Below are 13,243 nucleotides of genomic sequence, written 5' to 3' on the forward strand. Positions count from 1 at the left end.
CTAAGGTCTTTGATTCAAGACAATCTGGTTTTCTTGTTAGGGACTAAACAAATTCAAAAAATGCCAGAAGTTCTAACAGCTATCTACGAAATGGAAATAGATTAATCCTAAACATTCTCACCCTGTCCATGCAGGGTGGGACTCTAACCTTGTGGGTTCCACAGAATAAAAAAAATCGCCATAAACAAACCCCTAGGCGACGCAAGGAGCGTCCCCAGCACCAAGCCCCAGATTGGTGCTTGGGTAAAGGTTTATAAGCGAATACAAAAACAACGGTATACAAATTTGAATAGTGCGATACAGAACGTATCTAAAGGAGGGAGAACAGAGGGAGGAGCGAAAGCAATTAACAGTTTATTGGGCGGAATCTATGTCTAACAGACTAGGCAGCCTGCGGATAATCAGTGAGCACACGCCGCCTATCCTGTTCGTAAAGTCTTCCGCATATTCTGGGATTGTCGTCACTGCCTTCTAAAGCACCACACGAACCGAAAAACACGCTACCGCCCTGCCACGTTGAAACCAGCATAGGGTTGGCTGCGTGTTTTTATAATTGGTATGGCATAAGTTAAGTTGTCGTCAGTGCTTGATGAATTGACCGAAACTCTAGCATAAGCTGACGAAAAATACCCACTTATAATGCGTCAATTCAATCACACGGACATCCGCTTCAAGAAAGCCCCTACGCATTCTAGCAGGCGCTAAGTATCCGACTCAGCGGGTTGAGTGAAATCAACGCTTTTCGGTGAAATCCTTCTACTGAGCGAGAAGCTAGCGTAAGGCTACACCGCAAGGTAAAAGAAGATAAAGCGCCCCTTGTCGATGTCAATCTTCAGGGTTGCACCATGACTCAGCGCATAGTCGATATACGCGGGTATGGGGCTGCCTGCGTGGCATTCATCACCGTGTTGCGGAGAGTCAAAACCTTTGTCGCCATCATGAAATGCTAGCAGCATAGCACTTTCCAGCAGTGCTTCCGCTTTATTGTCCGCCAGTTGCTTGGCAGCATTGAAATCTTGAATCGGTGTTTCCTGCTCGATTTCGATGATGGTTATGCCGCTGTAATCGGGTTCGGAGCGGAGTTTACAGACGAATTCGGAAGGGAGGGGGTTAGTTTCTTTCATCAGGTCATTCCTCAGGCTGATCTTTGAGCATAGCGCAGCAATAACGGGTCAGCCACGCCCGCTTCAACAAAGCCCTTGGCGCGGAGCAGGCAGGAATCGCATTGCCCACACGGTTTGCCGCCATCACTGGGGTCATAACAACTGCTGGTCAGGCTGTAATCCACGCCAAGTTCCATGCCCTTGATGATAATGTCGGCTTTACTCATCTCAATCAGCGGCGCGTGGATAGTGAGTTTATTGCCTTCAACCCCGCTTTTGGTCGCAAGGTTTGCCATCGTCTCAAACGCGCTGATGAATTCCGGGCGGCAATCGGGGTAGCCGGAATAGTCGAGCGCGTTGACCCCCACGAAGATATGGTTAGCTTGCAGCACTTCCGCCCAACCCAGCGCGAACGACAGAAAAATGGTATTGCGAGCGGGGACGTAGGTAATCGGAATAGCCGCTTCCATCGCGGCAGTATCACGCCCTTTAGGAACATCAATATCAGCCGTCAACGCCGAACCGCCAAAAGCACGCAGGTTAATGTCAGCAATGACGTGTTCTTTAACTTGCATCGCCGCAGCAACCCGTTGAGCGGAGGTGAGCTCGATGCTGTGACGCTGCCCGTAGCGGAACGAGAGTGCATAAGGCTCATAGCCTTGCGCTTTGGCAATGGCGAGAACCGTGGTGGAATCGAGTCCGCCGCTGAGGAGGATGACTGCTTTGTTCATGGTGTCCCTTGTTAAAGCAATTGGCTTTCCAATGCTGCCAGCCGTTGTTCTAGGTCGGCGACCCGTGCCTCCAGTTGAGCGTAATGGTCTTGGCGTGAGGTGCTGCCTTGGCTAGCAGTGGTTGGGATTGCAGGTTCAGTGGTTTGCAACTCATCCAACTTTTCTGTACCAAGCGTATGAAAATAGCGGTCTTCACGCCGCCCCGCACCCGCAGGCAAGCGCACTGCCAGCGGTTTTTCGGCTGCCATCCATGCTTCTAAAATCTCACGGATTTCATCAGTGTTGGCAAAGTCTGCCATGCGCTCGGTGCGGGTTTTGATTTCATTGAGTGTTTGCGGGCGGCGTAGCAATAGTACGCACAGAACAGCTTGCTGCTGGCGGTTTAGTTTCAGGCGACGGTCGACTTTATGTTCCACGCGCTGGGCGCGTTCGCTGTATTGGATTGCAGTCCAACCGCCCTCCACCAGCACTTTAGCGGTATGCCCGACGACGCCTTCGGTCAAATTCATGGTGGGTTCGCGGCTGCTTTTTTGGTTGCAGGCGTTCATCAGGGAATTGAAGGTCAGCGGATAGCTGGCGGGCGTAGTGAGTTGTTTTTCCATCAGGCAACCGAGGATACGGAGTTCTTCGGCACTGAACGGTGGTCTGGGTTGTTCGTCGTCAAACATTGTGCTTAGCCCTGTGTGTTATTGTTTAAGTCGCTTGTGGTTCCCAATGGGAAAGGTCAGCATGAGTATCCGCGACCCAATAGCGTGGCGGGGGAAGGTGTAAATTATCCTGCAAAATCTTCAGATAGGCGCTGCGGGAAATGTTTTCCGCGCCCATGCTCATCAGATGCGGGTTCTCAATTTGGCAGTCGATCACGGCAAAGCCCCAACGTTGTAAGTGCCAGGCTAAGGCTACCATGGCAATTTTGGAGGTATCCGGTTCACGGCTGAACATGGATTCGCCACTGAATACGCCGCCGGTTGCTACACCGTATAAGCCGCCGACCAGCTCACCCGCCGGATTCCATACCTCTAGCGAATGGGCAATGTCGTGGGCGTGTAACATGCAGTATGCGGTGTGCATTTCGTGCGTAATCCACGTTTCGGCAGTATAAGCGCGAGGGGCAGCGCACGCATCAACGACATCGGCAAAGCAAGTATCAAAGGTGATGCGATAGCCTTTGTTGCGCAGTGATTTACGCAAACTACGGGTCATGCGAATGTTGTGTGGAAAGAGTACCGTGCGTGGATTCGGTGACCACCAGTAGATGGGTTCCCGTGGCCCAAACCACGGGAAAATACCTGCACGATACGCATTTTTCAGGCGAGTCACGCTTAAATCCCCGCCGACGGCTAATAAGCCGTTGGGTTCTTCCCACGCCATTTCCACGGGAGGGAAGGGTTCTTCCGACCAGGTGGGATTGAGTAAAGTGAGGCTAAGGGATCGTGGTAGCACGCCGTTCCTTTAGTGAGTTTTCGCTAATTGATCTAAGTATTTTTCAGCATCCAGTGCTGCCATGCAACCTGTGCCTGCGGAAGTAATAGCTTGACGGTAAATATGATCCATGACGTCACCGGCTGCAAATACCCCTTCGACACTGGTTTGGGTGGCATTGCCTTCCGAGCCGCTTTTCACTTTGAGGTAGCCGCCACTCATGTCCAATTGCCCATCAAAAATGGCAGTATTGGGTTTGTGACCAATGGCAATAAAAATGCCGTGTACGGCGATGTCTTGGGTTGTGCCGCTGTTCACGTCTTTGACGCGCATTCCGGTGACGCCGGTTTTGTCGCCCAGCACTTCATCGAGGGTGGTGTTCCACAGGATTTTGACCTTGCCTTGTTCAACTTTTTCAAACAGGTGTTTTTGCAAGATTTTTTCAGAACGCAATTCGTCACGACGGTGCACTAACGTGACTTCAGAGGCGATATTCGCAAGGTAGAGGGCTTCTTCAACGGCAGTATTGCCACCACCAATCACTGCGACCTTTTGATTGCGGTAGAAAAAGCCGTCACACGTGGCGCAGGCAGATACCCCTTTGCCACTGAATTTTTGCTCAGATTCCAGACCTAAGTACATCGCTGACGCACCAGTCGCTATAATCAAAGCGTCACAGGTGTATTGCCCATTGTCACCATTCAGCGTAAAAGGACGATTTTGCAGATCAACACTATTAATGTGGTCGAAAATGATCTCGGTATCGAAGCGTTCGGCATGTTTTTGCATCCGTTCCATTAATTGTGGCCCCATGACGCCAGCATCATCGCCCGGCCAGTTATCCACTTCGGTGGTGGTCATCAATTGCCCGCCTTGCGCCATGCCAGTGATCAATACGGGGTTTAGGTTGGCGCGTGCGGCGTAAACAGCAGCGGTATAGCCCGCTGGCCCCGAACCGAGGATGAGTAAACGGCAATGTTTGGTTGTGTTCATGTATAATTCTCCTTCCGAATCGGCTAATCCTATGTGACATGCCGTGCCGGGTAAAGTAGTAATCGGAAAAACACCCCCTATAATCAGGGTATCAAACAAACAGGGATATTGGTTTGGCTAAGGTTATTCTCAATCAAAAAAAGCGTCTGGGTCTACAACAGGCGAGTGTCATCATTTTCATGGGCATCGCTGCGGTGATCTTATTGGCATTGCTGTCGTACAGCCCGCTGGATCCAGGGCCGTTTCATCATAACACCCGTATTGGCCCCTGTGATAATTTAGCGGGGTGCAAAGGTGCATGGCTTGCGGATTTCTTGTTGGGACTCTTGGGTTATTTGGCTTATGCCTTGCCGCTAGTGTTGGTGGTGATGGGGTTGACGGCGTTTCGTATCGGCCCTCACATGAAAAATCCTAACAATCCAGTGGGGGGAATTAACGATATTATTACCAGTGTGGGGGCTTTGTTCACGCTGCTGTCGGGTGCTGGGTTAGCACATTTATTGTTCGTGCCATTCCCTGAGGGGATTGGTGGCGGGATGCTAGGGCAAGCGGTCGCCAAGGTGTTTACCGGCACGTTTTTGGGTTTTTTTGGTTCTATCTTGTTTTTACTGTCATTATTTTTGGGCAGTATTACGGTCGTTGCGGACATTTCATGGGCGGAAGTGACCGAAAAAGTGGGTGACTGGATGTTGCAACTCTTTAATAAGTTGCAAGGTTTGGAACAGGCTGAAGCGGACGGCGATGCGGGTGCTGTACCTGCTAAAAGTGGTGTGTTAGGGCGATTTTCTGAGGTATTGAGTCGCAGTAAGGACTATTTACAAGGTGGTTCAGGGGCGTTGGATAAAGCCAGCGATTGGATGAATCGCACGGTCGGGGGATCGTTAGTGGGTAAGCGTGCTGAGCCTAATTTGGGGGATGGCGTGGACTTAACGGATCTTCATGCACCGGTTCGGGATGAATCGCGTTTGGATGTGCCAGATTTTTCGAGTTTCGCTCGTGCGAAGCAGGATACCCCTGAAGTGAGTGTTGAAGAGCCGGGCAGCGATATTAAAAAATCCCCACCAAAGGCTGATGAAACGGTTGTGCATGATATTGCAGACAAATTACCACCGCTAAAACCGGGTAAAGGCCGTGGTTTGGTTTTGCCGCGTTTAACCCTGTTGAATCCGCCACCCCGTGAGCGTGTGACACAACCCAAAGAACGCTTGAACGAGTTAGCGGATAAGCTGGTGGAAGCTTTAGGGCATTACGGTGTGCCTGATGTCAAAGTCGTAGCCCGTGACCCCGGGCCCGTGATTACCCGTTTCGAGCTGGAACTGCCAGATGGTACGAAAGCTTCCAAAATATCCGGTTTAGCGTCTGACTTAGCACGGAATATGTGCGTATCCAGTGTACGTGTGGTGGAGGTTATTCCGGGGCGACCGACCATTGGAATTGAAATCCCCAATGATCGCCGTGACGTGGTGACGATGAGCGAAATGCTGGCGTCAGCGGTTTACAAGAAAAATCCTTCACCGTTGACCTTGGCACTGGGGAAAGACATTGCCGGACACCCGATTGTGGCTGATCTGGGGCGGATGCCGCATTTGCTGGTAGCGGGGACAACAGGCTCAGGCAAATCGGTATTCATCAACGCAGTGCTCATGAGTTTGCTCTACAAAGCCACACCCGCTGAAGTGCGCATGATTATGATTGACCCGAAAATGCTGGAATTGAGCAGCTACGAAGACATTCCGCATTTGCTGGCGCCGGTGGTGACGGACATGAAGCACGCCGCTAATGCCTTGCGTTGGTGTGTGGCGGAAATGGAGCGCCGTTATTTGCTCATGTCGAAACTCAAGGTGCGCAATATTGCCGGTTTCAATGAAAAAATTATTGAAGCGCGTGAAAAAGGCGATGTTATTCTCGACCCTCTATTTGATCCGCTGAAATCGGTGGATGGACACCCGCAGCCCTTAGAAACCTTGCCTTACATCGTGGTCATCGTGGACGAATTCGCCGACATGATGATGGTGGTGGGCAAAAAAGTGGAAGAGCTGATTGCACGGCTGGCACAGAAGGCGCGGGCATCCGGTATCCACTTAATTTTGGCGACGCAACGCCCGTCTGTTGATGTTATTACAGGTTTGATTAAGGCGAATATCCCGACACGAATTGCGTTTCAAGTCTCGACGAAGATCGACTCGCGCACGATTTTGGATCAGGGCGGTGCGGAACAATTGCTGGGTTACGGTGATATGTTGTACATGCCACCGGGGACTTCGTTGCCGCAACGGGTACACGGTGCACTCGTCACCGACCGCGAAGTGGAAGAGGTTGCCAACTACCTCAAGCGGCAAGGGGAACCGGATTACATTGATGATGTCTTAGCTGATAACACGTCTGCGTCTGATGCCGTACCGGGATTAGAGCCGTTGACGGAACGGGAGGGCGAATCCGACCCGCTGTATGATGAAGCAGTGGCGGTGGTGATCGAATCCCGACGTGCGTCGATTTCTTATCTGCAACGTCGCCTCAAGGTGGGTTATAACCGGGCAGCGCGAATGATAGAAGACATGGAAAGCGCAGGTGTGGTCAGCCCAGTGTTGAGCAATGGCTCACGCGATGTATTGGTTGCCGCACCGCCAAAAGATTGAATAACATGAGGTTAATGATGAAAACAAGGTTCACGAAAACACTGGCAGTACTGTTGGCGACGGGCTTAATGAGCAGCAGTGCATGGGCTGACGGTCGGGCAAAACTTGATGAGTTCTTTACGAAAATCAACACCATGCAAGCGGCTTTTACCCAGCAAGTGGTTGATGAAAAAGGTGCAGTACGCCAGTCATCCAGTGGTAACGTATTCCTGTCACGCCCCGGTAAATTCCGTTGGGAATACGCCGCACCGGACAAGCACGAGATCGTTGCTGATGGCAAAAACGTGTGGGTTTACGATGTGGAGCTGGATCAGGTAACGGTTAAACCCATGACCCAAGCCTTATCCGCCGCGCCGGTTGGGATGCTGACCCAAAAGCAGCCGGTTGATAAACAGTTCAATGTGCAGGAAATGGAAGCGGAAGGCAGCACCCTGGAATGGTTCCGCCTGACGCCGAAGAAGCAGGATTCTGATTTCACCACGATGGATTTGGGCATTAGTGCTACCGGTGTGGAAGAGATGATCTTGGGCGATAAATTTGGGCAACAAACCTACATTAAATTCCAAGGCTTGCGTACCGATATTGACATCGACAAGAGCCGCTTTAATTTCACGCCACCCAAAGGGGCTGACGTGATCGGGAAAGCTTCCTGATCCCGTTAGCTGAACGTATGCGCCCGGCGACGCTCGATGAGTACGCCGGGCAGCTTCATCTGCTTGCCGCTGGCAAACCGTTGCGGCGAGCCATCGAAGAATCCCGCCCGCACTCCATGCTGTTCTGGGGGCCACCCGGAACCGGCAAAACCACCTTGGCACGCTTAATCACTCATTATTGGAATGCAGAATTTCTCACCTTGTCGGCGGTATTGGCGGGGGTGAAAGAGATTCGTGCAGCGGTGGAGGTGGCGCGGCAAAACCGGGCGCAATTCAGGCGTGCCACGGTGTTGTTTGTGGATGAAGTTCACCGTTTCAATAAAGCGCAGCAAGATGCGTTTTTGCCGCATATTGAGGATGGCACCTTGCTGTTTATTGGCGCGACTACTGAAAATCCTTCCTTTGAATTGAATAATGCGCTGTTGTCACGGGTGCGTACCTATGTGTTGCGTTCTCTGTTGGCGGATGACATCAAGCAAGTGTTACAGCGTGCTTTACAAGATAGCGTGAAAGGTTTGGGTGCATTGTCATTGCAGGCCAGTGTTAGTGTTTTGGATGCGTTGGCAGCGGCAGCCGATGGCGATGCACGGCGGGCGCTGAACTGGTTGGAAATGGCAGCGGATTTGGCGGAAGAAACCCCGGATGGTTTGCAGATTACGGATACGACCGTCAAGGAAGTGGTGGCGGAATCGCTGCGTCGTTTTGATAAGGGCGGCGATTTGTTTTACGAGCAAATTTCAGCCTTGCACAAGTCGGTACGCGGGACTGACCCGGACGCAGCCTTGTATTGGTTGTGCCGGATGTTGGATGGTGGTTGTGACCCCTTGTACATTGCGCGGCGGGTGGTGCGCATGGCGAGTGAGGATATTGGTAATGCCGACCCGCGCAGTTTGCAGTTGGCACTGAATGCGTGGGACGCTTACGAGCGTTTAGGTAGCCCAGAAGGGGAGTTGATGCTTGCGCAAGCAGTGGTGTATTTGGCGTGTGCGCCCAAAAGCAATGCGGTGTACACGGCTTATAAACTGGCGCGGGCGGATGCGCAACAGTCCGGTTCGTTGGATGTACCGCTGCATTTGCGTAATGCCCCCACCAAGCTGATGAAGGCATTGGATTATGGCAAGGGCTACCGCTATGCCCACGATGAGCAGGATGCGTATGCGGTGGGTGAAAGCTACTTCCCGGATGAGCTGAAAGGGCGGCGTTATTATGAGCCGGTTGAACGTGGCTTAGAAATTAAGATTCGTGAAAAACTGGCTGCTTTGCGAAAACAATAGGGGTGTTATGCTTCAGTGAGCGCTTTGTTCCAGCAGGAAATCGACGAAAGCACGATTAGCGCGGGATAAATAGCCAGCCTGTCGCCAAGCGATGCACAAATCCAGCCACAACGGTTGTTCAAACGGTAAATCGACCAGTTCGGGGTCTTCTTTTACCACCATCGTCAGCAGGGTGGAAATGCCAAACCCTTGTTTGATAATCGACTTAATCAGCGGTAACAGGTTGGTTTCAAAACCGATTTTTGGGGTAACACCGGCTTCTTGCGCCAGGCGGTCGATGATTTTGCGGTGGAAATAGCCGGGGCGGAACATCACCAGTTCTTCAGCGAAAAATTCGGGCAGACTGACGCTGGCTTGGTAGGCGAAAGGGTGTTCTTTGGGCACGATCACGCGCATTTCTTCACGTTGAATCGTGACCGCTTCGAGTTCGGGTGGAACAAAATCGCGCACGATCACCGCTAAATCGAGTTCGCCGCCTTCCAGCATTTGTTGCAATTGCCATGTGCCGCCCTCGACCACTTGCAGGCTTAAATGCGGAAAACGGTGCCGAAATGCCATCAAAATCGGCGGAAAATAATACGAACCCAACATCCCCGGAATGCCGACACGCACCATGCCTTGGGTTAGCCCTTTGAGTTCCTGCATTTCCAGTTGGGCATCACTGACGGCTTGCAGGATGCGTTGCGCGTGAGGTAACAAGCGTGTGCCTTCATCGGTTAGGGTCACTTTGCGGTCGTTGCGGTGGAATAGGGTTAAATCGAGTTCGGCTTCGAGTTTGCGGATGGCAACACTCACCGCCGGTTGCGCCACGTATAATGCTTCTGCGGCGCGGGTGAAGCTGCCCAGCCGGACGATTTCGTGGAAATAGCGCAGTTGTTTGAAGTCCATGCCAGCCTCATCGGTAAACAAACATTATCGAAACCATTCTTAGTATATATTTTATCAATTGTTGCGGTGCAATTATGCTGAGTCCTCACTATTGGAGGTTACGATGATTGAAGCGAATACCCGTGCTTTTCGTGCTGCAACGCTGGCCTTGTGCTTTGGTTCGGCGATGATTTTTGCCAACTTGCATGTAGTGCAGTCGTTGTTGCCGACGTTTGCGCAGCAATTTCAATTGACGGAGTTGGAAGCAAGCTGGAGTTTGACGATTACGATTTTGACGTTGGGTTTATCGTTGCTGGTGTATGGGCCGTTGTCGGATGCGATTGGGCGTAAACCGATCATGGTGGTGACGATGGCAGGGGCAGTGTTGACGACCTTGGCATTGTCGCAGGTGGAAAGTTACACGAGTTTGTTGGTATTACGTGGGTTGCAGGGCTTGTTTTTGGGCGGGCTGCCTGCGATTGCGATTGCGTACATGGGCGATGAATTTACCCGCAAAGCGGTGGTGTTGGCGGTGGGAGTGTACATCAGTGCGAACAGTCTCGGCGGAGTGACGGGGCGCATGGTGGGCGGTTTTGTGGGGGAACATTTTGGTTGGGCGGCAGCGTTTGGGGCAATGGGGGTGTTGAGTGCGGTGTTGCTGGCGGTGTTTGTGTGGCTGTTGCCGAAGTCGCAGAATTTTCACCCGAAACCCTTGCATCCGGTACACATTGCGCGGGATATGGGAGGGCATTTGCGTAATCCGGTATTGCTGGTGGCGTTTTTGATTGCGGGCGGTAACTTTATGATTTTTCTGAATCAGTACAGTTACATTACGTTTGTGTTGGCGGCTGAGCCGTATCATTTGTCACCACACGCGCTGGGGTTGCTGTTTTTGACGTATTTGAGCGGCACGTTGGCGGCGGCGTTGTCGGGGCGGGTGACGCAGTATTTTTCCGCGCCTGTGGGGATGGGTTTGGGGATTGTGTTGTTGATGGGCGGCACGCTGTTGACGCTGATTCCACACCTGTATGCGATTGTGTGGGGGTTTATGGTGAGCAGTTTGGGTTTTTTCCTGACGCATTCGCTGGCAAGTAGTTGGGTGAGTCATCATGCGTTGCAGGCGCGGGCGAGTGCATCGTCGTTGTATTTGGTGTTTTATTACATGGGGGCGAGTGTCGGCGGGTTTGTGCTTGCGCCCTTTTGGGCATGGGAAGGCTGGTTGGGCATTGTGGTGGGGTCGTTGTTGGTTTATAGCCTGACATTGGGGTGCAGTGTGTGGTTATACCGCTGGCAGGTGCAGGCAGAGTCGCGTAAAGTTTGGGTATGATTCCTAAGTATTGAATAGGTTGTGTTATGCGTGAATTAGCGCCGAATTCGTTTATTTTTGAACAGAGCGATGCGTTGCCGGGATTTTTGTGTGACAACATGGTGGCACGTTTCGAGCAGAATCTGGCGGATCAATACGCGGGGCGTATCGGTCAGGATATGGGCAGCAACCAAAGCGTGAAGAAAACCACCGATATTTTCGTGAGCGGCGACGATAAGCCGCATTGGAAAGATGTGGATAATAATTTGCACCGTTCGCTGGCGTTGGCCTTGCGGGAATTCCGCGAAATGTTTCCGTATTTCAAAGGCCCGTTTAAAGACATGGGCTATAATTTGCAACGTTATCAGCCGGGTGAGTATTACCACTGGCACATTGACGGCGGCAGTCATCAGTTTGCGATGCGCCAGTTGGTGGCGTTGTGGTATTTAAATGATGTGCCGGTGGAGGCGGGTGGTTCCACGGATTTTTTGTTTCAAAACCTCAGTGTGCAGCCAGAAAAAGGTAAGTTGGTATTATTTCCCCCGTTTTGGACGCATGAACACCGCGCGGGTGTGATGCAGTCAGGGGTGAAATATATTGCTACCACGTGGATTATTTTCGCCTAAACTTAGTTTGATTTAAATCAAGTTTGTTTGGGCGCAGAGGCATAGAATGACACAATGAAAACTGTAAATACCTTAATTTTCCTGCTATTTGCAACGACACCTAGTTTGGCGGCGGAAGCTGAGGGTGTTCCGCCCCCGCCTGAAGCGTATTGCAAATGGGAGATGGTCAATTATTCAATTCCAGCACCGTTGTGTGGTTTAAAAGGCGATGCGCTACGTGGCGAGAAAGTCGTTGCGGATGCGTCTCGCGGGAATTGTTTAGCCTGTCACGAATTGCCGATTAAGGGGGTAGAAGCCTACGGCACGATTGCCCCGCCATTATCCGGCATTGCCAAGCGCTTGGCAGAGCCGCAATTGCGCTTGCGAGTGGTGGATTCACGCCATTTGAACCCCAATTCGATTATGCCGGGTTTTTACCGTGACCCCAACCTGATTAATCGCCCCGGCAAGGGGTACGAGGGCAGAACCTTCCTCGCTGCTCAGGATGTGGAAGATGTCATCGCTTACTTGGTAACACTCAAATGATTACACGCACGTTATCACGCTTGTTGGTGAGCGGTTTTTTGCTGGCAAGCGCTGGCAATGTCTTGGCAGAAGCGCCTAAGCCCGCTAAGTCGGGTTATGAGTTCGTTAAGGAAGAAACCCGTGCCATGCAAGATGATGAGGTCGAAAACACCGGCTTTATTGCGGTCGAGCAAGGGCGTGAGCTGTTTAATGAGTCACCCGCTTCAGGCAAATCGTGCGCCAGTTGCCACGGTGAAATGGGCGAAAAACTGGACGTAAAAAACCTCGCCCGTTACCCGATTTACGATAAAGCCTTGGGTGGCATTGTGCGGTTGGATGATCGCATTAACATTTGCCGTGAAAAACAGTCAGGCGAAACGCCATTGCCAGCGTATTCCGCTGAATTAATTGCCTTGGAAACGTTTGTGCGTCATCTGGCGGTGGGTGAGCCGGTGAATGTGCAAATCGATGGCGAAATGGCGGATTTGCTGAAAAAAGGCGAGGAACTTTACCACATACGGTTTGGCTTGATTGATATGTCGTGCGCCCATTGCCATGACAGTTATCCGGGGCAATTTATTCGCGGGCAAAAGATTAGTCAGGGGCAGGGCAACGGTTTCCCTGCTTACCGTTTGGATACTGGCGAAATGGCAAACCTCGATTTGCGGATTAAGCAGTGTTTGGTGTTAATGCGTGCGGAGCCATTTGCACCGGATGCGGAAGAAAGTAAATTGCTGGGGGCGTACATTATGTCGCGTTCCAACGGGCTGAAGATTGAAGCTCCAGCCATTAGATATTGATTGTTTTTAGAGCAAATCATGCCCCAGCATATCGCCTTCGGTATTCATGTGGATTTCGCGTACTTGTGGCATCCGCTTGAGGATGTAGGCTGCCATTAGCGTGCCACTCTTTTGATTGCCATTGGAAAGTGCCGTCAGAATTTTGTCTGCCACAATTTGACAACGTTGTTCCTGATCGGGGTTGTCTACCCACTTCCGGCTCATTTGATAGCCTTTGCTCATGTCCCGATCCATTTGGGCAAAAAAGTCTTCGCCTTCTGTCAGCATAAAATCTGGCACGTCAATATCGCGTGTGGTGTCGTTGATTTGTATCCGTAATTGCATCACT

The 13,243-nt window shown here is 51.5% G+C and carries 14 protein-coding genes; 7 read left to right on the forward strand and 7 right to left on the reverse strand.

Annotated elements, in window-relative coordinates; genetic code table 11:
* Positions 1-782: 782 nt before the first annotated feature.
* The 5 genes from BLV87_RS13305 to trxB are packed head-to-tail and all read right to left on the reverse strand — an operon-like array spanning position 783 to position 4,249.
* Positions 783-1,124 (reverse strand): AF1514 family protein, encoded by a 342-nt coding sequence (locus BLV87_RS13305; RefSeq protein WP_093069448.1) that lies wholly within the window; start codon positions 1,122-1,124, stop codon positions 783-785.
* A gap of 11 nt (positions 1,125-1,135) precedes the next feature.
* The gene (queC, locus tag BLV87_RS13310; protein ID WP_093069450.1) at positions 1,136-1,834 is read right to left on the reverse strand and encodes a 7-cyano-7-deazaguanine synthase QueC; all 699 of its coding nucleotides are present in this window, start codon (positions 1,832-1,834) and stop codon (positions 1,136-1,138) included.
* A gap of 11 nt (positions 1,835-1,845) precedes the next feature.
* Positions 1,846-2,502 (reverse strand): YceH family protein, encoded by a 657-nt coding sequence (locus tag BLV87_RS13315; RefSeq protein WP_093069452.1) that lies wholly within the window; start codon positions 2,500-2,502, stop codon positions 1,846-1,848.
* 25 nt (positions 2,503-2,527) lie between these two features.
* The gene (gene aat / locus BLV87_RS13320; RefSeq protein WP_093069454.1) at positions 2,528-3,277 is read right to left on the reverse strand and encodes a leucyl/phenylalanyl-tRNA--protein transferase; all 750 of its coding nucleotides are present in this window, start codon (positions 3,275-3,277) and stop codon (positions 2,528-2,530) included.
* A 9-nt stretch (positions 3,278-3,286) separates the two neighbouring features.
* A complete protein-coding gene (gene trxB, locus BLV87_RS13325) occupies positions 3,287-4,249 on the reverse strand; it encodes a thioredoxin-disulfide reductase (protein WP_093069456.1) in 963 nt (320 codons plus the stop codon).
* Positions 4,250-4,362: 113 nt separating this feature from the next.
* Here trxB and BLV87_RS13330 point away from each other — a divergent pair, with 113 nt between their 5' ends.
* The 3 genes from BLV87_RS13330 to BLV87_RS13340 are packed head-to-tail and all read left to right on the forward strand — an operon-like array spanning position 4,363 to position 8,812.
* Positions 4,363-6,885 carry an FtsK/SpoIIIE family DNA translocase gene (locus BLV87_RS13330; RefSeq protein ID WP_093069458.1) on the forward strand — a complete coding sequence of 841 codons (2,523 nt, stop codon included), beginning with the start codon at positions 4,363-4,365 and terminating at the stop codon, positions 6,883-6,885.
* A 17-nt stretch (positions 6,886-6,902) separates the two neighbouring features.
* The gene (gene lolA, locus BLV87_RS13335) at positions 6,903-7,538 is read left to right on the forward strand and encodes an outer membrane lipoprotein periplasmic chaperone LolA (RefSeq protein WP_093069459.1); all 636 of its coding nucleotides are present in this window, start codon (positions 6,903-6,905) and stop codon (positions 7,536-7,538) included.
* 17 nt (positions 7,539-7,555) lie between these two features.
* Positions 7,556-8,812 carry a replication-associated recombination protein A gene (locus tag BLV87_RS13340; protein WP_093069461.1) on the forward strand — a complete coding sequence of 419 codons (1,257 nt, stop codon included), beginning with the start codon at positions 7,556-7,558 and terminating at the stop codon, positions 8,810-8,812.
* A 12-nt stretch (positions 8,813-8,824) separates the two neighbouring features.
* Here the strand turns inward: BLV87_RS13340 and BLV87_RS13345 are convergent, their stop codons facing one another.
* Positions 8,825-9,700, reverse strand: coding sequence for a LysR family transcriptional regulator (locus tag BLV87_RS13345; protein ID WP_093069463.1), 876 nt, complete (start codon positions 9,698-9,700; stop codon positions 8,825-8,827).
* Between the two features lie 103 nt (positions 9,701-9,803).
* Here BLV87_RS13345 and BLV87_RS13350 point away from each other — a divergent pair, with 103 nt between their 5' ends.
* Genes BLV87_RS13350 through soxA form a run of 4 tightly spaced genes read left to right on the forward strand, consistent with a single transcriptional unit; the run spans position 9,804 to position 12,915 of the window.
* Positions 9,804-11,006 (forward strand): MFS transporter, encoded by a 1,203-nt coding sequence (locus tag BLV87_RS13350; RefSeq protein WP_093069465.1) that lies wholly within the window; start codon positions 9,804-9,806, stop codon positions 11,004-11,006.
* Positions 11,007-11,032: 26 nt separating this feature from the next.
* On the forward strand, positions 11,033-11,611 hold the full coding sequence (locus BLV87_RS13355) for a 2OG-Fe(II) oxygenase family protein (RefSeq protein WP_093069467.1): 579 nt from the start codon (positions 11,033-11,035) through the stop codon (positions 11,609-11,611).
* A gap of 54 nt (positions 11,612-11,665) precedes the next feature.
* Complete coding sequence (gene soxX, locus BLV87_RS13360) at positions 11,666-12,136, forward strand: sulfur oxidation c-type cytochrome SoxX (RefSeq protein WP_093069468.1); 471 nt, start codon at positions 11,666-11,668, stop codon at positions 12,134-12,136.
* Complete coding sequence (soxA, locus tag BLV87_RS13365) at positions 12,133-12,915, forward strand: sulfur oxidation c-type cytochrome SoxA (protein WP_093069470.1); 783 nt, start codon at positions 12,133-12,135, stop codon at positions 12,913-12,915. The genes soxX and soxA overlap by 4 nt, the downstream gene beginning before the upstream one ends.
* Positions 12,916-12,921: 6 nt before the next feature.
* On the opposite strand, the gene BLV87_RS13370 is transcribed toward soxA, so the two are convergent.
* The gene (locus BLV87_RS13370; RefSeq protein WP_093069472.1) at positions 12,922-13,239 is read right to left on the reverse strand and encodes a hypothetical protein; all 318 of its coding nucleotides are present in this window, start codon (positions 13,237-13,239) and stop codon (positions 12,922-12,924) included.
* Between the last annotated feature and the right edge of the window lie 4 nt (positions 13,240-13,243).

The sequence above is a fragment of the Thiothrix caldifontis genome (genome assembly GCF_900107695.1).
GTDB lineage: Bacteria > Pseudomonadota > Gammaproteobacteria > Thiotrichales > Thiotrichaceae > Thiothrix > Thiothrix caldifontis.

Coding starts and splice junctions, on each gene's coding strand:
- BLV87_RS13305 (WP_093069448.1), bottom strand. CDS start 1,124: ATGAAAGAAACTAACCCCCTCCCTTCCGAATTCGTCTGTAAACTCCGC.
- queC (WP_093069450.1), bottom strand. CDS start 1,834: ATGAACAAAGCAGTCATCCTCCTCAGCGGCGGACTCGATTCCACCACG.
- BLV87_RS13315 (WP_093069452.1), bottom strand. CDS start 2,502: ATGTTTGACGACGAACAACCCAGACCACCGTTCAGTGCCGAAGAACTC.
- trxB (WP_093069456.1), bottom strand. CDS start 4,249: ATGAACACAACCAAACATTGCCGTTTACTCATCCTCGGTTCGGGGCCA.
- lolA (WP_093069459.1), top strand. CDS start 6,903: ATGAAAACAAGGTTCACGAAAACACTGGCAGTACTGTTGGCGACGGGC.
- BLV87_RS13340 (WP_093069461.1), top strand. CDS start 7,556: ATGCGCCCGGCGACGCTCGATGAGTACGCCGGGCAGCTTCATCTGCTT.
- BLV87_RS13345 (WP_093069463.1), bottom strand. CDS start 9,700: ATGGACTTCAAACAACTGCGCTATTTCCACGAAATCGTCCGGCTGGGC.
- BLV87_RS13350 (WP_093069465.1), top strand. CDS start 9,804: ATGATTGAAGCGAATACCCGTGCTTTTCGTGCTGCAACGCTGGCCTTG.
- BLV87_RS13355 (WP_093069467.1), top strand. CDS start 11,033: ATGCGTGAATTAGCGCCGAATTCGTTTATTTTTGAACAGAGCGATGCG.
- soxX (WP_093069468.1), top strand. CDS start 11,666: ATGAAAACTGTAAATACCTTAATTTTCCTGCTATTTGCAACGACACCT.
- soxA (WP_093069470.1), top strand. CDS start 12,133: ATGATTACACGCACGTTATCACGCTTGTTGGTGAGCGGTTTTTTGCTG.
- BLV87_RS13370 (WP_093069472.1), bottom strand. CDS start 13,239: ATGCAATTACGGATACAAATCAACGACACCACACGCGATATTGACGTG.